This is a genomic window from Arachidicoccus rhizosphaerae (genome assembly GCF_900107765.1).
Taxonomy (GTDB): Bacteria; Bacteroidota; Bacteroidia; order Chitinophagales; family Chitinophagaceae; genus Arachidicoccus; species Arachidicoccus rhizosphaerae.
In genome coordinates, this window is record NZ_FNQY01000016.1 from 80,393 (window position 1) to 101,402 (window position 21,010).

Here is a 21,010-nt window from a genome sequence, read left to right on the forward strand (position 1 = left end):
GTATTCATTACGCTTCTAAAGAAAAGATTTCTTCCATCAGCCGCCATTTTTCCCCGGGCGCTGCTCCGGGCAGTGCCTGTTGGTATTTCCACATCAGGTTTTCCCACTCCTGCACTTTTGGATTGTTGTTATCCGCCTGGGCTTTTTTGTCAAAACTAAAATCCTCCCCAACTTGCATCAGCATAAAGAGTCTGTTTGCTGTTCGGTATATCTGCATATGTTCAATACCGCTTTCTTTTATACTGGCAGTGATCTCAGGCCAGATCCTTTTATGATAGGATTCATACTCCCGGATAAGTTCAGGATCATCTTTCAGGTCTAATGCTAACGCGTAAGTTTTCATAATTTTTCCAGGGGGTAACCCCATTTATATTTAATTTCTACACTATACTTCCTATTGAATGACAACAAATTAATGCTTGCTCAAATCTATCTGTAACTTTTCGCCTGCATTTTGATCATGGGGATCCAGGCCGATAGCATATCCCCTCCAACCATACCAGGCTACGATTACAAAACAAACCATCGGAATCACATAAGAGAAGGCCGTCGTATATTTATCTGCCAAAAAGCCCATGACTGCCGGCACGATTGCTCCCCCGACTATAGACATAATCATAAAGGAAGCCGCCTTTTTGGTATGTGATCCCAAACCTTTTATACCCAGGGCAAAAATGGTAGGGAACATAATAGACTCAAATAAGAAAATCCCCATTAAAGCACCGATAGAAATCCAGTTAAAGTGTAGTAAAACAATACCACAGAGCACCACATTTACAAGGGCATAAAAAGTCAAAAGTACCTGTGGGGCAAAAATCCGCATCAGTGCCGTTCCGATAAAGCGGCCGGCAGCAAATAAAAATAATGCGACACCCAATAATGTGGAGGCCAGTGCATTGTCTATCTTAAGGCCGCTCTCCGTACAATAATTGATAAATAAAGCAGCTACGCCAACCTGGGCAGCGATATAAAAAAACTGTGCAATGACCCCAAAAATAAAATGCGGATGTTGCCCTAGCGGTTTTTTATCCTCCTCAGCACTTAAATGTTCAGCCTCTGCTTCCTTGATTTCTGGTAATTTAGTGCGTATAAATAAAAAGGCAATAGCCAGAACCACCACGCCAATTACCAGATATACATTTTTAACAGAATCCAGGTTATCACTATTACCATCAGAGAAAAACAGCCAACTGGCGATAAACGGACCGCAAAAAGAACCAAGACCGTTAAAGCATTGACTGAGATTCAGCCTGTTAGCAGATTTTGCCGGATCCCCCAGCACCGTAACATATGGATTAGCGGTTGTTTCCAGGCATCCGCAACCGGCTGCCAATATAAAGAGGGCCAGTAAAAAATAATTAAAGTTATAAGACTCTGCCGCCGGATAAAATAAAAATGCACCAATGGCAAAGAGTAACAGTCCAAAGATGATTCCCTTTTTATAATCGAATTTATTGACAAAAACGCCAATGAGTCCGATCAGAAAATAGGCCCCGAAATAAGCTGCCTGCAATAAAGTACTCCTGGTTTTGGTCACATTTAACGTCACCTGAAAGTGCTTATTGAGTACATCCAAAAGGCCATAAGTGAAGCCCCAGATAAAAAACAGAGAAGTAACTAGTGCAAACGCAAACAGATACTTATTTTTTGACATATTACAATTTTAAAGTAAATTAGAATTTTAGTCTGATTTTGATATCCAAAGTAATTATAATAATTCAGGATTATAGTGTCATTTATTGGCCAATTCTTGTAATATATTAACATCCGTAAGTCTGAAAATACAGATTTGATGTAATAATAATTATACTGCGGAAGTGATTTGCTATTTTATCTGCCAAATTGAAAGGATTCCGCCTTGATTTTTTTATTTTTGTCCTTCAACTCGAAAAACCGAGAATAGCAGAATGAAAAAGATTGAATTAGAAATAATTGCTTTATCTCATAGTATGTCTGGTACCCAGTCCTATGCAGTAGTACTAGGAGAGGTAAACGGCCTGCGTAAATTACCTATCGTAATAGGTGGATTTGAGGCCCAGGCCATAGCTGTCGCACTTGAAAGAATGAAGCCCACACGCCCACTCACCCATGATTTGATTAAAAATATCACTTCTGCATTCAATATTGAATTACTGGAAGTGATTATTAACGACTTACAAGAGGGTGTCTTTTATTCAACCCTGGTTTGTATGAATGACCATCAGTCTGCTGAAATTGATAGCCGCACAAGTGATGCGATCGCCCTGGCAGTACGCTATGGGTGCCCGATTTATACCTATGAGCATATTTTGGACAGCGCCTCCTTAGAAATGAATACTTCTGCTGTCAGCAGCAGTTCTGAAGCCTATAATCCATCCATAACGGAAGAGACCAAAAAAGAAAGCGATCTTTCGCATCTTTCTGTAATTGAATTACAAAAAATGCTGGATCAGGTGCTGGAATCTGAGGATTATATTAAAGCAGCCGCCATCCGCGATGAGATCAATCGTCGTAAAAGCAAATAATCAGGCGTTTCGGCCCTTTTCAGTAACTAAATAGATTAAAACTCTACATGGCATGATTGTATCCCCTGGCGCAAAACTCAATTTGGGGCTATATATTACAGGCAAACGGCAGGATGGCTATCATGATTTATTGACCTTATTTTATCCTATCCCCTTTTCCGACAGCCTGGAAGTGATTGTGTCCAATACGGCTGATCAAAAGGCGGGAACAGTTAAAATTTCAGATAGATGGGCCGGCAAAATGGCTCCTGGCGATGTAGCAAATTCTCCTTTGCAACCATGTCCAGATCTGCCCCTCTGTTATAGCAGTTCCGGAATTCCAATAAAAGGAGACTCGCAAGATAATTTATGTATTAAAGCCTACCGGTTATTAAAGGCTGACTATCCTCAGCTTCCCGCCATTCAAATGCATTTACATAAAAATGTACCAATGGGTGCAGGACTCGGAGGTGGCAGCGCCGATGGCGCCGCCGCTTTAAAGGCATTCAATGAACTAGCCGGTCTGCAGCTTTCAGAAAAGGCCTTGCTGGATTATGCGGCAAGACTAGGCAGTGACTGTCCTTTTTTTATCAAAAATACGGCGCAGATAGCCGTGGGCAGAGGAGAAATCCTTTCCGAGGCCCCAGGTGGCCTGGAAAGCTTATTAAAAGGTTATACGCTGGTGCTTATTTGCCCGGGCATCCATGTTCCGACTGCAATGGCTTTTAATAATATCATTCCAAAACAAGGACCGGAGCTGGAAATGTTCACACGTATCTTCAGTAAACCTCCTGAATTTTGGCCTGATACCCTCACCAATGACTTTGAAACCCCTGTTTTTGCCCAGTTTGAAGCGATAAAAGCAATTAAAGAGGGATTATATACCCTGGGAGCCGCCTATGCCAGTATGACCGGCTCAGGAAGCTCCGTATTTGGATTATTTGCCAATGGGCAAATACCGACAGCTGCAGCGCTGGATAAATTTAAACCTTACAGCGTACATTCCTGGCCTTTATAACAAAGTGCCGGGTCCGGGCAAACTACGCAAATTGCTGAGCCGGCTATCTTTCCAGGTCTTCACCTGAAAAATGGAAAGGCAATAAAAAAGCAGCATCTTTTACCCGCACAACTGCACCGTTTTGCCCCGACATCAATATGAGTACCGGTTTACCAAACCTTACCTGTTGTTCCTGCAAGGCCTGCCTGCACATCCCGCAGGGTGCAATAGGCACCCTGTCTGTTCCTTTGGGGTTATAATAGCTGATCGCAATTTTTGTAACCGGCACCCCTGGATGAACAGAAGAAATGGTAGACAGCAATACTCTCTCTGCACAGATACCGACCGGATAACTGGCGTTTTCCTGATTGGTACTCTCTACGATCATTCCATTTTCTAAAAGCCCCACAGCCGATACCCCAAAATTGGAATAAGGCACATAGGCATGATGCGCTTTTTCCCTGGCTCTTTCCAGTAAAGCAGCCTCCTCAGGAACCAAATCCTCTATTGAATCAAAATAGTCATATGAAAACTGATATTGTTTCTCCATAAATCGAAATTTTAGTACTGTAATAACGCCCTTTATCCAATAATGCCGGGCAGTCAATTAACCTCTCCAAAAATAAAGGGGAATAAATATAAGCATTTATGGGAGAACTTTCTTTAAACAATTGATAATAATCAACTGAAATCCGGGCTAAATGGGGCGAAAAATTACAGGTGTTCAATTTTGTCGCAACCTATCAAAAATGGTAAAGGTTCTCACAGAGCCATGGGAATCCAGGAAACTTGTTTGAATGCTTGAACACGCATCTAAACTTCAGGTCATTTACGGCTAATAATCTGAGTGCAAAAAACCTTATAGATGGCAAGGGGAATTTGAAACGGACCTGGCATTATTTTCGGGTTATAAGAAATTGGCAAATTTTAGCCTACAATAACTATAGATATATCTATAAAACTTCATCATTTTGCCTGTTTTTATAGATATATCTATAGTTTATAAATCAGGACAAGAACTCATTAAAGAATTGGGACAACAGTATAAAAGTTACATAAGGCAAATAAGGCCGCCCCAAAAGATGATTTCAACTCAACACGGGTATTAGTACATTTACGATAAGCACATTTAAAAATGGAAGTTTTACAAGAATAACCTTATCTTACATTATAAAACCTTTGCGTGCCCTCGATTTGCAAGATGAAATAAACAAGCTTTTGCCTGAAATCCCTGCCAGCCCGAAAGAGATGTTCAAAAACATAAAATGAAATAAGCCATGGAAGATAATGTCATATTAATAAATTATGGAATCAGGATGTAGGGTATTTAGACGGGGACAAAAAAGCAAAAGTCGCAGTATTTGAATTTAAAAACAGTTTTCTTAAATCCGGCCTTGATATCTCTCCTATTGCAATGTCGATAAATGCGCCTCGAAGTCTAAAACATCTGCTTTGGCCTGGCAATAGGGACAAACTGTATCAGAATCTGCCTACCGCTATTGCTGACAGCTTGCCGGATAAGTGGGGCGATTCTATATATAGAGCCTGGTTAATAGACAACAAAATATCCACAAAAAAAATAACCCCGGTTGATCATCTTTTATTTATTGGATCAAGCGCTATGGGGGCATTGGAATTTGAACCAGCACAACTTATGGTTAATAATGAGCCGTCCATTCTAGACATACCAAGACTATATCAATTTTCAAGCCTGGTTTTTAAACAAAAAACACCAACGATAGTAGATAACAATCAGTCAATTCTTTGGCAGGATCTGATTAAAATAAGCTCCTCTCCTGGTGGAAAAAGACCAAAAGCAATCGTCGCCGTTAATAAAAACACCGGGGAAGTCATCTCAGGCCAAGGAAGGATTCCTAATGATTTTCAGCATTATATATTAAAATATGATGACAACTCCACTTATCCGTTGGCCAAACTGGAATTTGTTTATTATAAGATGGCCTTAAAGGCCGGCATACATATGATGCCCTCCGAATTAAGGCAATATGGCGATGTCCCACACTTTCTTACCCAAAGGTTTGACAGGAAGGGCAACCAAAAAATCCATACGCAAACTTTAGCCGCAATGGCTCCGCCAGTAAAGACTTATGAAGGAATTTTCGAGGTTATCAGGTATTTAAATTTACCGATTGAGGATTCCATTCAGCAATATCTGAGAACAGTTTTCAATATTATCACCCGCAATGTGGATGACCATAACAAAAACTTCAGTTTTTGCATGACTGAAAAAGCGATTTGGCGTTTATCTCCTGCATACGATCTGACTTTCAGTGTCGACTTAGGCGCTCCGGGATACGTCAATCGTCATCAGTTAACCGTAAACGAAAAGGATGAAGATATAAATAGGAAGGATCTGGAAAAGCTCGGTATTGAAAATGACATTCCGGAATACAAAGCCTTAATCAACCAGGTGATAGAGGCCGCCAATCTATTTCCTACCTATGCAAAGGAACTGGGCATCCAAAATGACCTGATTGCAAGTATCCAAAGTGAGTTTATAATGCTTTAGCCCATGGGACTTTCCTTGCCGTTCACCCGCAGGCTTTTTACCGGTATATTGCCATAAGCCACCTGAAGACTTACTTCTGCGCCTTTTAGCGTGACTGTCCCAAAACCCGTTTCCGTAGAGAGAAAACAGGCGAAATCACCGATTTGGGACCGGACAAATAGCGCCTGCTCTACAGCGTCGTACCGCAAACCGGTCAGGCCTTGTAAAAGGCCAAAACTGGAAAGCGCTCTACCGTAAAAATGGCCACATTCATATTCATCAAACGGATTACGGAGTCTGCCGTTATAACGCCCCCGGCAAGCCTGAACAATATCCAGTCCCTCTTTTACCTTGCCCATTAACATCAGATGACTGGCTACCTGATATTCAATACCCGTCCATACCTCATCACTATATACAAAGGGCAAGGATAATTTGCCCCCTTTGGGCCAGCTGCATAATAGTAACCCTCCATCATCCCCTAATGCAAATCCCGGCCTTTGAGGATTGGCATGTTTCATCAGACTGTTTTTTAAATTATACTTGTGAACAGCCAGCAAATGGCTGGTCACTTTTTTAGCATCAATGAACCCGTCCAGTCCACACATCTGACCAATCCAGGCGCCCAGAATACCGTCACTGAGACAACCTTTACCATATTGGTATTTGGGGCCTTCTTTTTTAAGGAGTGCTACGGCCTCAGCGGAATAAGCTCCGCCAAATGAATTTACTTTGGTAGGATCTTCCGCTTTTAATTGTTTATATTCAATTCGCTGAAAAAAATATTCTCCGTCAAACAGTTCATTTTCCAAAAAGGCCTTGCCCTTATCAAATAAACTTTCATACCTGGAAACATCCTGATGTAAAAAACGGCCCATCCGTATCATGGCCGTCAGGGCGCCCAGATAAAAACTATTACACATGCCGTCAGGTCCCCAAAACTCTATGTCATAAGTATTGTGATGCGGTTCCTCCACCCGGCCCTTCTCACCAGGATCCCAGGTTCTAATACAATAATCCAGACTGGCCTTTACCTTAGGGTAATGATCTTCCAACCATTTATTATCGCCGGATATGCGCCAATCGCGATAGATCTTCATGATGCCCCCAAGCTGGCCGTCAGCTGCTGCATGAAAATCATGCGTCGTCGGGCTTATGGGCATATTAGCCCTGAAATTCTGATGGCCCTCAGGGTTTTGATCTTCACAAAACTCCGTATCTCTTAAGCTCCTTTCCAGGGCCGGAAATAAATGGGCGGTTGCCTGCGCATAATTCCAGACATGCGTACAGGACCCGTGACAACTCCCGACCCAGTCTTCACAGCCTTCCCAGCACCAGAGGCGACCGTCATATTGCCTGAGTATGGTCGGAGATTTCAGTATGGATAAATTGGCCGTCACTGCTTCCATTACAATGCCTGGCAAAGTAGAGGCGTATAATGCCTGATTAAAAAGACGCGTCTTCTCCAATAGCGTCTTCAGGTTCGTTCTGTAATAATTGACGACGGCTGCTATATTCTTAAACCGGGCACTATACCAGGGCCTGTAAAATCTGTCACCCGACTGTTCTCCGGTCAGAATACCTTTTTCATCCTCAGCAAAGCAACGCTGCTGTTTTAAATGGGGATCTGGCGCACCCATACGCACCTCAGAAAAAGGGCAATACCACACCAGATGAATGGGAATGGTGAGCGTCTGCCCTGCTTTCAGCTCTACCGGAATATATATCGAAGCCCCGGGAGCGTCCTTTTCTACGGCAGGTTGCTGGCGGGCCGTCCCTTCACTGATCGTATTCCAGGCAGTTGTTAATGGATCCCACCAGTTGCCTCTGAACCAGCAGTGATCGATCAGGGATCCGGGATGATCAGTAAATACGGCAAAATCGCCTTGCAGATGCCTGGCATCTGCTTTCCCGTCCTGATGTAATACAAAGCCACCTTGCATGGCCTCTATGCGGTTTAAAACATCACTGTTATCCGCCAGAAAGTTCCGGCTATGAAAGGAAAACATCCCCCGGACCTCCTTTTTGCTTTTATTGGTCAGTTTATAATGTAAAGAGCCGGCAGGCAGTCCCGAGTTATCCTGATCGGCAGGTATAAAAGGACTCCAACCCTCAATTTCAACGTCGACAGGCAAATCCTCATCTTGTAAATGCACCCTGCCAAAAGGAAATGAACTTTCAAAACCAGCCTGAGCAAACCTTGGCAATCCATAGAGCTTCCCGACATCGCCCAGACCGGATTGCCGAGGACCGAAAATCTTCCAGGAAGCAACGGCGCCTTCCAGCATTTTGGCTATGCGCCTGGTTCCCTGAGCGTTGTCTTCTTTGATGCAAAAGGTCGCAAACATACCCGGCTCATTAAAAATATCCGGGTGATTGCGAACACTCATATGACTAATGGCCCCCATCCCTTCCAGACAAAACATACCAGCTCCCAGCCCTCCGATCGGGAAGGCCACGTGCTCCAGGGATTCATTTTGATAACGAAGCTGGTCAGAGGAACGTTTAACCCCCAAAGATGTAGAGACGTTTTTACGCACATTCTCCTTCATAAAACCCACGCCGGCTCCCTGCCAGGGCAGCAGTGTAGCACCGATGCCTCCAAGCGTTATTTGTTTAATAAAGGTGCGCCTTTTATTAGCAGCAGCCTTCGTATTTTCCGGAAGCAAATGCTTCTGCTCTGTATTTTTAGCTAAGTCTTTTTTTTTCATAAGAATATCTTCAGTAGTTAACGGGCAAGGAGTAAATCAACTAATTTTTCAGGCGCCAGCCTGGGATTCAAAATACGCTGCAGTGTACCTGTTGAATCAAAACAGGCCACGATAGGAAAATGTTCAATCTGATAATATTTCTGGACAATAAAGGTATACCCCTCAGAGCCGATTTTTAGATTCGGGTGGCCGGAAAGTTTATAGGTACCATCAAAAGCTTTCACGGCATGCATATCCTCAAAAGTGATCATGAGAATCTGCTGCCGCTGTAACTGATCCAATCTTTTTGAAAGGGCCGCGGTAAATGCCTGACACTCGGGGCAGTCAGGCTGAAAGTAAATCAAAATCAAAGGCTTGGTTTTATCCAGCTCCTTATAAGTATATCCTTTGCCATCCACCAGCCGGATCTTAAAAGGCGGGACTTCTTTCCGGTATTGACTGATGTCGATGGTGTCCAACTCATGCGCTTCATCCTCAGCGCTATCTGGTGTTGTCCGGCTACTTAGAGAATCTAGCTGAGCAGCATCTACGGAGTTATCCTTTATACCGGCTTCACCCACCTGACGGTTACCACCCTCAGCGCAGGCACTAAAAATACTTACAAGTAATACCCAGGCGATTATTTTCAACTTACAAGGGGTCAGAATTGCCATAATAAAAATATCTGTTTAACCGGTAACTTAGCCACATTACCCTAAGGAGCGCAACAACTAAGTTACCAGAATTAATTTACTTTAATAGCCTACATTTTGTTTATATAACCCATACGAATAGTTCATCTGCGGCTGAGGGATCGGCATATACTCATCCCTTCCTTTGGTAAACTTCCCATCTTTCATCCATGATCTGGCTCTGGGGACTTCTTTGGCAAAATAATCATTCATGACGGAGTCAGCTATACCCCAACGGACAATATCATACCACCGCTCTCCTTCCATGGCAAATTCCAGGCGGTCTTCCCACATTAATGCCTTCCAGGCAAAGGCCTTGGTCCAGTTACAGTTAACACCATCCTGATAGGTTGCAATATCATAAGGAAGTGTAGGTTTTCCATTTATGAATTTAAGGCGACCGGTACTATTAGCCGCTCTTGTCCGGATCTCATTGATGATCGGCAGGGCTTCCTTATACCGGTCCAGCTGTATCAGCGCTTCCGCTTTCAGTAAAAGCACCCGGTCATACCGAATAGCCGTTTCATTTTTAGAATTCCACATCCAGAACAGATTTACAAGAACGGGGCTTCCTGCTTCCACATTTTCTTTTAAAGAGCTAAAATAGCCATAGATAATCGGATCTCTGGAGGCGCTGCTGTCAAAGAGTAAATCCTGCTGATATTTCCAGGGAATACCAGGAATGGCCACCGTATGACCGATTCTCGGATCCCACTCATTGGACTGAAAATAGGTATCCTTGTTTTTAATATCAGCGTTATTATAATTATCAAATAGCGGGATTCCGTCCTTATCCACTCTAAATGCATTGACCATGGCATAGGAAGGCTTATGAAAATCGCAGCAGCTGAAATAAGGCGGCCACCAGGGTGCGTTCAGCGGTGTTCCGCCATTTAAATTACCATTGGGCGTTCCGTCATCATGGGTATACTGCCATTCCCAAATGGACTCCGGAGACTTGTTGTCCATGGTATATTCAAAATTATCCGCAAAATCTGCATTCAGATGATACTTTCCGGAATTAATAATATTATCCAGCAAATCAAGGGCCTGCTGCAGTCTTTGCTTATTAATGGTTTTTACCTGATTATTTTCATCCTCTTCATAAGCCATCCACATCAGTACATTAGCCATCTCCGCCTGGGCGGCATATTTAGTAGGTCGTCCGGGTTCCTCCTGCGTTTCAGGCAAATTGGCGGCAGCGCTGGAAAAATCATTATAAATGTCATTCCAGATATACAAATCACTTTGAGCAGTATCCGGATGATTGGGAATTTTAGGGATTGAATCCACAGGTACGGTTTCGTCATAATAGGGAATCCAGCGAAACCATTTTTTTAACTGCAAAAACATCATTCCCCGTAAAAAGCGCATTTCGGCGATACGGGTATCTTTTTGAGGATAACTGCCTGCGTCCAGTTTATTTAATGCCGTTAAAGCTGCATTACACCTGGAGACACCCTCATACTGGCCGAACCAGATGCCGTCATTATTACCCACACTGGGCGTCACCAGCGAGAAGACCTCCATCTGATACCAGGGGGTCTGATCAGAGAGGCCTCCGCCTCCTTTATACGCATCATCAGATTTAATGTCCGCCAGCCAGGGGCTCATCTTCTGATTAATAATACCTTCGTGTGCCACCCAGGCATAGGCCGCTATAACCAGACCGTCCACATTCTCAGGGGTTTCTACATCTTCCGGTGTAACGGCGCCCTGCTGCTTAACATCTAAGAACTTATGACAAGACGTAGTCAGCACCGCCATAAGCAGCACAAAACAGCCATATATTAGTATCTTTTTCATAATATTTATTTTATTAGCTAACATTTACATTCTTTAAAAGGACACGTCCAGCCCAAATTTGAAAGTCCTGGGGATGACGTAAGGATTGCTATAATCATTACCGGTAAAATTTTCCGGATCCGGTCCCGTAAAAGCATTATCTCCCCAGCTTTTTTTGATACTCACCAGATTTAAGGCAACAACAAAAAAGTGAACCTTCTCAATACCAATAGACGAGGTGATGGCCTTAGGTAAAGTATACCCCAGTTGTATATTGCGCAGCTTCAGATAACTCCCGGATTCCATAAAGTAAGTGGAGGTCCGGAGTTCATCATTGGCATTGGTCAGCGAAAGGGCCGGAATGGTAGAACTTGTATTAGTCGGCGTCCAGGCATCCAGTACTCTGGTGGGATGGTTAAAGCCGCTTTGCACCCACACATTCCAAAAATCACTGTAGGTTTTCCAGCCGTCAGATACTGTATTTCCGGCTACACCTTGCCAGAACATGGAGAAGTCGAAGTTTTTATAACTGGCATTAAAGCCCAGACCAAATTCCACTTTGGGATCCCAGCTGCCGATCCAGGTGCGGTCATAATCATAATCAATCTTTCCATCAGGCACCCCGTCGGGGCCTGATATATCTTTATAGCGAATACGACCGATTCCCTTGCCGGGTTGATCAGCGGCCTTATCCACCTCATCCTGAGTCTGGAACAATCCATCCGTAATAAATCCATAATAAGAATGATAAGGGTGGCCGATAATATCATCATCTTTCAGGGCACTGCCGCCATATGTATACAAGACTGTATTAGGAACACTCACAATTTCATTATGGTTATGGCTAATATTAGCCGTTATAGAATAATGAAATTTCTTAATGGGATCACTGTTATAAGTCAGCTGAATCTCAAAACCTCTATCCACCATACTGGCACCGTTATACCATTCATTGGCACCTTCTCCCAGTACCCCAGGGTAAGGAGGATTATACAGCATTCCGTCTGTAAAGCGGTGGTATACATCAAATGATCCTGATAGCCTTTGATCAAAAAGGCCAAAATCAAGACCAATATTTGTCTGACGATCGCTCTCCCATTTTAAGTCCGGATTCCCTGTTTGCACCTTTCTAAAGCCAGAAGGCAGACTACCTGTTTCCGCACCGCCAATTCCATAAGAAGTCCCATTGTAATCTGCCACAAAATAAGTTTTGCTTGCATTGGAAGAAATAGAGGAGGTATTTCCATTCATCCCCCAGCTCCCTCTGAGCTTCAAATCAGAAATCGCAGTAAATTTTTTCATAAATGCTTCCTGACTAATACGCCAGCCAGCGGAAAATGCGGGAAAGATGCCGTATTTATGGTTCTCGCCAAATTTTGAAGAACCGTCATCTCTTATCGTTCCCGACAGTAAATACCGGTTATCATAGGAATAGTTGAACTTTCCAAAATAAGACAGAAAATTATACCGGTCTCCACTGCCTGACACGGACATGTTTCCCGTGGCAGTACTTAAATAAGCATAATCATAATTTTCAAAGGATAATCCCTGACGGTTGCCGCTCATGGTCTCTGTCTGATATTTAGTTGCTTCGGTACCTGCTAAAACATCCAGTTTGTGCTTTCCTGTTTCCAGCTGATAATCCAGCGTATTGGTATAGCTCAAAGTTGCCGCCTGCCAGTACCACTGATCCACATTATTGGTCGGCTGAAACTTCCCCCCGCCTTCGGTAAAAGTGAACTGAATGGTCCTGTGATAGCCCTCCGTATAAATTAAGCCCACCTGCGAGTGGTAATGAAAATGCTTTAAGAAATTCACATCTGCATAAATATTCCCGTAGAGTTTATTGTATTTATTGGCGTTATCTTTATTTAGCGTCAGCTCTCTGACCGGGTTCCAGTAATCATCCATGCCTAAATTAACCGCAGAACCGCCCCATCCGCCATCTGTGGTATGGACCGGCACAATAGGAGGTTCTACCAGCGCATTATGCATCTGATTCTGATCCACCATTCTCATATGAGATGCTTCCATATTCTCGCCTATGGTTAAATGATGGTCCAGTAAGTCAAAACTGGTATTGAGTCTGGCAGTAAACCTTTTATATCCTGTATATTTTTGCGTTCCCTCGTTTTCATTATAGTTCACGGAAAATAAGGTCCTGGAATTTTCCGTCCCGCTGGAGACCGTCACCTGGTGATCCTGTTGAAGTCCCAATTGAGAGATGGCGTCCAGCCAATTCGTATTCGCCGCTAACATGGTGGAATCGTCGTTCAGGTATTTTCTGGGTGTGATCTTATCCAGTACAGGTATCCCCTGATCATTTTTATGCCAGTCATAATCATAGATCTGGGTCGCATTATTCGGATCCTGGCCGTCATTGACCGCCGCCTGCCACAGGGCCTGTCCATATTGCATGGTATTCATCATCGGCACTTTATTTGCAAACTGAGAAAATCCGACAGCCCCATTATAAGTTACCTTTGCTTTGCCTAAATGACCTTTTTTCGTCTCAATTAAAATGACGCCGGCACCACCCTGTGCACCATAGATACTGGCCGATGCCGCATCCTTTAAAATCTGCATAGAGGCAATGTTATTCGGGTTAATATCCCTTAGATTCATATTGCCGCTTGGCACCCCATCAATGACAATTAAAGGAGAAGCCCCGTTAATGGACGTAAGCCCCCTGATTTGTATGTCTGTGTTACCTACCGGACTGCCATCTGTAGTTATATGTAAACCGGGCACCACGCCCTGTAAGGCTTGCATAATATTTGTCACTCCGTGATTTTTGGCTAAGTCCTTTTCAGAAACCACACTGATTGCTCCAGTCAGATCTGCTTTTTTCTGCTTCATATACCCGGTCACTACAATCATATCCAGATCTCCATTAACGGGTTTCAATGCACGGTCGATTTCATGGTTATTTTCAATGGAGACCGTATCTTTTAAATAACCAATAGCTGTAATGACAAGCTGACTGCTGCCATTGGGTGCGTTTATCTGATATCGCCCCTGATCATCGGTAATCGCCCCTTTGGTCGTATTCAGCACCTGAACAGAGGCTCCTTCGATAGGCTGCTGTTTATCATCGGTAATTTGCCCCCGAACCAAAAAACCATCCTGATTGTCTTGAATCTGAAAAAAAGGTATTTTGGCAGCCTTGCCATAACCAGGCAAACATAAGAGCATAAGCACCAGTAGCCCCAGAAAGAATCCACGCGGCCATCTTTCAGCCGGCCTCCCGTGATGTGTTCCATTAGTCGATAGTTTGTGATTCATTTTAAATGAATTAAAATGTGAAAAAATAAATATTGCCAAGGTCACTCTACCACTATCCTTTTTGCTATTGAGCAACCTAAGAAAACCGAGTCTTTGTGATTCCTTTTTAAACCGTCCTAACCCTATCTTTTATTAGATAACTTAATCGTTTAAGCAAACAAATAAATAAGTGCCATCAGCAATCCTCCCTTAAAAAATAGGACAGGCTGAAATCTCCAATTTGCTGATACCGTCGATATCGCTCTTTTATCAAAGATTTCCATCTCTGATCGGAGGTAGGTAAATAAGTGGTCAAAAATCCCTGGCCCATCGACTGCATGGCATCTTCTACCCGCCGGTACCAGCCTGCTTGTGTGGCGGCAAACATCGCCGCTCCTAAGGCACAGCATTCATCCGACTGATTGATTTTAATCGGTCTGTCTAATATATCTGCCATGAGCTGCATAACAAAAGGGGATTTATGCGCAATACCTCCAAGGCCGATAATACCTTTAACCGGAACCCCATTACTTACAAACCGTTCAACAATCATCTGACTGCCAAAACAGGTGGCCTCCACCAGCGAAGCGAATACGTCTATAGGTCCCCTACTCAAATCCAGGCCTGTGATAGCAGCCTTCAAATCCGGGTTCACATCGGGGCTTCTTCTGCCGTTAAACCAATCCGTGCTTACAGGTAACCGCTTCCACTGCTCCAAACTAAGCGTTTCAGCCTGCTGTGAAAGTCTCTGAAGCAGTTTCTCCTTATCCTGCTCCCCTGTCTGATGCCCCAATAACCCCATAGACTTTAACAAAAATGAGCTGAACCACCCGTACACGTCCCCGAATGCGGACTGCCCGGCCTCCAGGCCCATCATTTGAGGAATAATGGAACCGGGAACCTGACCACAAATACCGCCTACTGTCTGATCCTTCATTTCTTTAAGAGGAACGACCATCATATCACAGGTGGAAGTACCCATTACTTTACTGAGATAATAAGGTTCTATCTGCCCTCCAACAGCTCCCATATGCGCATCAAGCGCACCAATACCGATCTTTACCCCTTCAGGTAATCCTAATTTCTCTGCCCATGGCTGACTGATATTTCCAGCAGATACGTCGCTGGTAAAATGCGCCGGACTCAGTCTTTCCCGCATCCCTGAAAGCAAAGGGTCAACTCCTGCTAAAAATTCTTCCGTCGGATACCCCTGCCATTTTTCTGACCAAAGGCCTTTATGGCCTGCCGAACAGACATTTCTTTTTAGCTGCCGGACGTCCCTGCCTCCTGTCAATAAGAAGGGCATCCAATCGGCGTGTTCAACAAAACAGTAACAGGCTTTTGCTGCACGGCTATGCTGCCTTAAAAGATGGAGCCATTTACTCCAGAACCATTCGGGCGAATAATAGCCACCTACAAAGTCAAGGTAACCTCCCGTTGCAGGGCTTAACCCCGCGTTATAATGATTAATATCGCTGGCTTCATCAATACCACTATGGTCCTTCCACAAATAGAACATCGCCTCCGGATCTTCCTTAAATTCCTCCAATAAAGCAAGCGGTGTTCCGTTGATGTCCACAGGTGCCGGCGTAGAGCCTGTGGTATCTATACTGAGTGCCCCAATCTGACCCGCGATATTGCCCTCTACCTTACTTAAAACAATCTTCACTACCTGCTCCAGACTTTCAATATAATCCAAAGGATGCTGCCTGAATATTTTTTGGGCAGCGTCACAGTATAACCCCTCCTTCCAACGGGGATAAGCGCAGGCACCCTCAGCCATTGTTTGCCCATTAGCGGCATCTACCAATAAACATCGAACTGAATCCGTTCCAAAATCAATTCCCAGACAATACCTGTTTTGTGCATGTGTTTGCATTTGAATGCTCATTTTTAATATTAAAATCCGAACCTTTAAATTAATGGGCTTGCGTAAGCGTAAAATCCGCTCTCTCCCCTTTAAACTGATCACTAAACTTTGTCTGGGTCAACCAGGCAAATACACCAATAAATAGAAAACACAACAGCGGTATTATAAATGCCACGTGCATCCCGAAATGATCCCCTATCGCGCCCATCACCGGCGGACAGAAAGCGCCGCCAGCCACTGCCATCACCAGAAATGAAGCGGCCTTTTTGGTTAAAGGGCCAAGTCCTCTAAGTCCGATAGCAAAAATGGTCGGAAACATAATGGACATAAAAAAATAAGTGGAAAATAAGGCAATCACGCTCAACCAGCCCAGGTGCATGACAACGAGGGCTACGAGCAGTGTATTGACGATACCATAGATTGTTAAAAGCATTCTGGGGGAAAAGAACTTCATCAGATACGCCCCTATCAGCCTTCCAATCCAAAAAGACCCCATTCCGCCCAAGGCCAGAATCAGAGAAGCTGCCTGTTCCGCATTTTTGGGCATAAAAACCTCCCCAAACAACCCCAAATGCGCCATCATACCACCTACACTCTGTTGCAGGCCTGTAATGGACTCCGTCGTATAATTAATAAAAAAGGAATTGACGCCTGTCTGTGCGGCAACATACAGAAACTGAGCAATCACTGCCAGTACAAACATGGGGTGTTTTAATAAAACCCTGGTAGGTGTATTTTCCTCAATAGCAACTTGCCCCGGATCGTTCTTTTCAATAATGACCGGCAGTTTGGTAAAAATAAACACGAGGATTAAAAGTACAACGATCGTCCCTACCATCATATAGGGTGGTATCAGCGAGTCAAAAGTGCCTGCATTTCCTTTTTGTTCTGCACCAAATATCCAAAGTCCTCCCATTAATGGTCCAAGAATCCATCCAAGCCCGTTAAATGACTGTGCGATATTGATCCTCCTGGCTGCTCCTGAGGAGTGGCCCATAACGGTAGTAAACGGATTGGCGGCAGTCTCCAGGCAGGCCAGGCCGCAGGCCAAAACAAACAGTGCTACTAAAAACGGAATAAAGGCCGCCAGCTTAGCTGCCGGATAAAATAAAAAAGCGCCGATGGCAAATAAACTAAGCCCCAGTATAATTCCTTTTTTATACCCATGCCGCTTCATAAAAACACCTGCAGGATAGGCCATCACTAAGTACCCGATATATAATGAAAACTGAACAAAGCCGGACTCGGCTTTGGAAACATGCAGGGTGTCCTGAAAATGCTTATCCAGTACATCCAGCAGGCCGTGGGCAAAACCCCAGAGTAAAAAAAGTACGGTGATCAGAATAAAGGGCCTCAGATAATTTTTACCTCCATCATCTATAAAAAGAGGTTGTTTTTTAGCGCGACTCATTTGCTTACTTTTAAGAGGTTTTATAAAGTGGCCCAAACGCCTGACAGGCCCTAAAATCAGCGCCTTCTAAGTTTGAACCAAAACTTGACCATACGGACGGGCGCATAATCCTATCCGCCGGCACATTGTGCATATTGACCGGGATTCTGAGAAGGGCTGCCAGCGCTATTAATTCATGGCCAATATGCCCATAGCTAATGGCTCCATGGTTGGCTCCCCAGGCGGCCATCACACTATAAACATCTTTAAAAGGTCCTTTGGAACCCACACGGGGGGCAAACCAGGTAGTAGGCCAGGTTTTATCTGTCCTGTCATCAAGAATTTTATGTACTTCGTCTGGTAATGACACGGTTTCTCCTTCAGCGATTTGCAATACGGGACCTAATCCTGCTACCAGATTTAAACGGCACATCGTTACAGCCATCCCTCCCCTGGTCACAAACTTGGAAGAATAGCCGCCGCCTCTAAAATAGTCCGTGTTGGCAGGATACCAGGTTGTGGCCTTCAGGCAGTCGTTTTTTTCTGCTTCACTTATTTCCCAGAAAGGTTTCATGACAGGGTTCCCTTCAATGGATTGACGACCGGTCCCGTCCAGTGTGGCTGAACCAGAATTGATTAAATGAATAAATCCACCTCCTGCATTCCCTTCAGGCTTCCAGCCGGTAACCCGCTCCACACTCTCGGGACTCCAATATGTTCTGACATCTGCAAAAATCTGGGCGGTATGTGTGAGTAAGTTACCCAGCAGCATACTCAACCCGTTCAGGCTATCATTTTCGGTAGCCACTACAAAGGGTGCGCGTATACCGTTCCAGTCAAAGGAAGAGTTCAGCATAGCTTCCGCAAAATCGCCGTTCGGCAAAAAATCGGTCCATTGTCTTTGACCCTGGAATCCGGAAACAATGGCGTTATGGCCTCCGGACTCCTCTCCAAATCCAATAGATTTAAGATGCGGATTACCCTGCATCAGATCGCGGATAATCATGGTCATTTTAATAACGAAGTCCCAGTCCTTATCCTTTTGTTCCCGACTGAATTTTTTCTCTTCCCGGTTATAATCTTCCCCTTCCTGGCAATGTTGTTTCACCCAGTTTCTGGCCCTTTCAAATTCTGCTTCATCATAAATTCTTTTTTCAATTCTTCTGAGCACCTCTGAAGAATCCACATATTCTGTTCGCAGTCCAAAATATTGCTGCATCAGCCTTGGATCTACCATAGAGCCCGCTATCCCCATGCAAACTGAACCGATGGCCAGATAGGACTGTCCGCGCATGATCGCTACTGCCAGTCCGGCTTTGGCAAAAGTCAGGAGTTTTCCCTTTACATCTTCCGGGATATGCTCATCTCCCAGATCCTGGACGTCATGTCCGTAGATACCGAAAGCTGGCAATCCGAATTGATTGTGTGCCGCAAGTGTTGCCGCCAGATACACGGCTCCCGGTCTTTCCGTTCCGTTAAACCCCCAGATGGCTTTGGGCCAGGTGGGATGCATATCCATTGTCTCACTTCCATAACACCAGCAGGGGGTAACAGATAAAGAAAGTCCGACGTTTTCCAGTTCAAATTTCCTTCTGCAAGCATCTGATTCTTTCACCCCGCCAATAGTTGAATCCGCAATCACTACACGTACTTTAGAACCATCCGGATAGCGAAGATTGTCCATGTATAATTTCGCAACACTCTTTGCCATTTGCATCGTTGTATCCTCCAGGGACTCCCTGATTCCTCCTAGTCTCCCATCTATTATTGGACGGATCCCGATGGCTGGATATATAGCCATTTGCTTTGTCTGTTCCATACATCTTCTTTTTGAATATTATTAGAATTGAATTTATACATACGTATGTTTTAAAAGTCAGGGCAATAAAAGCCCTTCAGGCCAAATGCATGATTTTTTTGCCTGTATAAACCTTTAAATGCTCAGAAATCTGATTAGCCGCAGCCCTTTAAAAATAAAATCTTAATACTGCGACCTAATACATGTATTATTTAAAATACTTAGTCAAACAGTTCACTTATTTATTAAAAATTCACGGAAAAGCCGTAGTAATATCGGATAAAGAAACCCCTAATAATTGTAACGTAATTTTATTTAAATCCTCCACCGAACCGGTAATATGATAAACCGATTGCTGGTGTGTCAAGGAGGCTCCGGGGGCTAAAAAGGCGGCAGGAGAAACACTTTCCAGCTCATAAAACGGCCCCATCTGACTACCATCAGCGAGCGGACCGTCGTTATACGCATTGACTGCATCACCGTCAAATACAGGCGGTTTGGTATTCCACTGTTGATTCAGATATTTTGCATGTGCATCTATATTATAATGTAACAAGGTCAGCACCTTTGAGTCGGCACTATAACTGCCAATCCAATCTCTGGCCTTAGCTGGTCTGACGCCAAGCTTTCCTCTCATTTTGCCATCCGCTTTTAAATACAAAACATCCTCTGTATGCTTTAACCGGTCTTCAGGAATAGCTCCGAAATAATCGGTGGTGGCTACCTGATTAAATTCAGTCGCAGGTGTTTTTTTAAAGGGAACCACAATAACGGTTTTATCAGAAGGAGTAAACATATCCAGTATCCATATACAAGGCATACCTGTATTTTCATCCCAACTAGCCGTACCTGTATTCGTTAGTTTATTATCGGTCAAATAGGCCACCAGTTTAATATCTGGAAAGGATTTACTGATCTCCATTCCTGTCTGCCTGTCAATTTCCATGGGCGACAATAATTGTATCACCCTTTCAATGGATAATGAAAGATGCGTTCCTTTATAATTCAGCAGATTCATTTGTTTGGTCAAGGTTGCCGAACGCGCGTCTGATTTCTCAATTGTCCAGCTTTCACTATCAAACGCATCAGGCGTTTTCCAGTTATCAAATTCCATTGTGCTGTCAGGCGCAAAAAACAGAGAATACTTCCCGCCTTCCGGCCCCAGCCAAAATCTGTTTTCTCCGCCGTAAGCATTCATATGCGGATCCAGCGATCCGTTGAACGCTTTGTAATTCACCCAGCCAAAGCTCTGCCCCCCGGTGCCCTGTGCCGTAGAGGTAAAGACCTTGGCCTGATATTTAGCCGAAACAATAATCTGGGCCTGCGGATTTTCGGGAAGACTCAGCACCAACAGATTGCTGTCCTTTTCTTTTAAAAAATTCAGATCATGTCCAAAAGTGATTATGGAACTATCGTTTTTTACTACCGAACTATCCTTTACGGACTGATCGGACTTTTCTTTTTTGTTGTTATTACAGGACATAAGAATTACCATTAAAATGAATAGCGGATAAAAAAGTTTTTGACTTTTT

At 43.9% G+C, this 21,010-nt stretch carries 14 protein-coding genes; 3 read left to right on the plus strand and 11 right to left on the minus strand.

The genetic code is table 11. The annotated features are described in order from the left end of the window. Positions 1-7: 7 nt before the first annotated feature. Together BLU80_RS13465 and BLU80_RS13470 are read right to left on the minus strand one after the other, a co-directional pair. Complete coding sequence (locus BLU80_RS13465) at positions 8-343, minus strand: L-rhamnose mutarotase (RefSeq protein ID WP_091399542.1); 336 nt, start codon at positions 341-343, stop codon at positions 8-10. A 69-nt stretch (positions 344-412) separates the two neighbouring features. Beyond that, positions 413-1,654, minus strand: coding sequence for a sugar MFS transporter (locus BLU80_RS13470; protein WP_091399461.1), 1,242 nt, complete (start codon positions 1,652-1,654; stop codon positions 413-415). A gap of 253 nt (positions 1,655-1,907) precedes the next feature. Between BLU80_RS13470 and BLU80_RS13475 the strand changes: the two genes are divergently transcribed. Further along, on the plus strand, positions 1,908-2,504 hold the full coding sequence (locus BLU80_RS13475) for a bifunctional nuclease family protein (RefSeq protein WP_091399464.1): 597 nt from the start codon (positions 1,908-1,910) through the stop codon (positions 2,502-2,504). Positions 2,505-2,556: 52 nt separating this feature from the next. Next, positions 2,557-3,501 (plus strand): 4-(cytidine 5'-diphospho)-2-C-methyl-D-erythritol kinase, encoded by a 945-nt coding sequence (locus BLU80_RS13480; protein ID WP_091399467.1) that lies wholly within the window; start codon positions 2,557-2,559, stop codon positions 3,499-3,501. A gap of 43 nt (positions 3,502-3,544) precedes the next feature. Here BLU80_RS13480 and BLU80_RS13485 read toward each other — a convergent pair whose 3' ends face one another. Further along, complete coding sequence (locus BLU80_RS13485) at positions 3,545-4,030, minus strand: cytidine deaminase (RefSeq protein WP_091399470.1); 486 nt, start codon at positions 4,028-4,030, stop codon at positions 3,545-3,547. A 744-nt stretch (positions 4,031-4,774) separates the two neighbouring features. Here BLU80_RS13485 and BLU80_RS13490 point away from each other — a divergent pair. Beyond that, on the plus strand, positions 4,775-6,010 hold the full coding sequence (locus BLU80_RS13490) for a type II toxin-antitoxin system HipA family toxin (RefSeq protein WP_262482930.1): 1,236 nt from the start codon (positions 4,775-4,777) through the stop codon (positions 6,008-6,010). On the opposite strand, the gene BLU80_RS13495 is transcribed toward BLU80_RS13490, so the two are convergent. The 8 genes from BLU80_RS13495 to BLU80_RS13530 form a co-directional block, all read right to left on the minus strand. Further along, entirely contained in the window at positions 6,007-8,700 is a 2,694-nt protein-coding gene (locus BLU80_RS13495) for a GH116 family glycosyl hydrolase (protein ID WP_091399473.1), read from the minus strand. The two genes, BLU80_RS13490 and BLU80_RS13495, sit on opposite strands and share 4 nt — an antisense overlap. Before the next feature lie 17 nt (positions 8,701-8,717). Then, a complete protein-coding gene (locus tag BLU80_RS13500; RefSeq protein WP_091399477.1) occupies positions 8,718-9,353 on the minus strand; it encodes a peroxiredoxin family protein in 636 nt (211 codons plus the stop codon). A gap of 81 nt (positions 9,354-9,434) precedes the next feature. Next, complete coding sequence (locus BLU80_RS13505) at positions 9,435-11,177, minus strand: RagB/SusD family nutrient uptake outer membrane protein (RefSeq protein WP_211481848.1); 1,743 nt, start codon at positions 11,175-11,177, stop codon at positions 9,435-9,437. A gap of 33 nt (positions 11,178-11,210) precedes the next feature. After that, positions 11,211-14,441 carry a SusC/RagA family TonB-linked outer membrane protein gene (locus BLU80_RS13510; RefSeq protein ID WP_091399480.1) on the minus strand — a complete coding sequence of 1,077 codons (3,231 nt, stop codon included), beginning with the start codon at positions 14,439-14,441 and terminating at the stop codon, positions 11,211-11,213. A 175-nt stretch (positions 14,442-14,616) separates the two neighbouring features. Beyond that, positions 14,617-16,299, minus strand: a complete 1,683-nt coding sequence (locus BLU80_RS13515) for a ribulokinase (protein WP_091399547.1) — start codon at positions 16,297-16,299, stop codon at positions 14,617-14,619. A gap of 40 nt (positions 16,300-16,339) precedes the next feature. Beyond that, positions 16,340-17,701: an L-fucose:H+ symporter permease gene (fucP, locus tag BLU80_RS13520; protein WP_091399482.1), complete on the minus strand. Its 1,362-nt coding sequence runs from the start codon at positions 17,699-17,701 to the stop codon at positions 16,340-16,342. Between the two features lie 10 nt (positions 17,702-17,711). Continuing rightward, complete coding sequence (locus tag BLU80_RS13525) at positions 17,712-19,499, minus strand: L-fucose isomerase (protein ID WP_211481849.1); 1,788 nt, start codon at positions 19,497-19,499, stop codon at positions 17,712-17,714. Positions 19,500-19,731: 232 nt separating this feature from the next. Further along, positions 19,732-20,961, minus strand: coding sequence for a DUF6786 family protein (locus tag BLU80_RS13530; RefSeq protein WP_244518921.1), 1,230 nt, complete (start codon positions 20,959-20,961; stop codon positions 19,732-19,734). Between the last annotated feature and the right edge of the window lie 49 nt (positions 20,962-21,010).

Coding starts and splice junctions, on each gene's coding strand:
- BLU80_RS13465 (WP_091399542.1), bottom strand. CDS start 343: ATGAAAACTTACGCGTTAGCATTAGACCTGAAAGATGATCCTGAACTT.
- BLU80_RS13470 (WP_091399461.1), bottom strand. CDS start 1,654: ATGTCAAAAAATAAGTATCTGTTTGCGTTTGCACTAGTTACTTCTCTG.
- BLU80_RS13475 (WP_091399464.1), top strand. CDS start 1,908: ATGAAAAAGATTGAATTAGAAATAATTGCTTTATCTCATAGTATGTCT.
- BLU80_RS13480 (WP_091399467.1), top strand. CDS start 2,557: ATGATTGTATCCCCTGGCGCAAAACTCAATTTGGGGCTATATATTACA.
- BLU80_RS13485 (WP_091399470.1), bottom strand. CDS start 4,030: ATGGAGAAACAATATCAGTTTTCATATGACTATTTTGATTCAATAGAG.
- BLU80_RS13495 (WP_091399473.1), bottom strand. CDS start 8,700: ATGAAAAAAAAAGACTTAGCTAAAAATACAGAGCAGAAGCATTTGCTT.
- BLU80_RS13500 (WP_091399477.1), bottom strand. CDS start 9,353: ATGGCAATTCTGACCCCTTGTAAGTTGAAAATAATCGCCTGGGTATTA.
- BLU80_RS13505 (WP_211481848.1), bottom strand. CDS start 11,177: ATGAAAAAGATACTAATATATGGCTGTTTTGTGCTGCTTATGGCGGTG.
- BLU80_RS13510 (WP_091399480.1), bottom strand. CDS start 14,441: ATGAATCACAAACTATCGACTAATGGAACACATCACGGGAGGCCGGCT.
- BLU80_RS13515 (WP_091399547.1), bottom strand. CDS start 16,299: ATGCAAACACATGCACAAAACAGGTATTGTCTGGGAATTGATTTTGGA.
- fucP (WP_091399482.1), bottom strand. CDS start 17,701: ATGAGTCGCGCTAAAAAACAACCTCTTTTTATAGATGATGGAGGTAAA.
- BLU80_RS13525 (WP_211481849.1), bottom strand. CDS start 19,499: ATGGAACAGACAAAGCAAATGGCTATATATCCAGCCATCGGGATCCGT.
- BLU80_RS13530 (WP_244518921.1), bottom strand. CDS start 20,961: ATGTCCTGTAATAACAACAAAAAAGAAAAGTCCGATCAGTCCGTAAAG.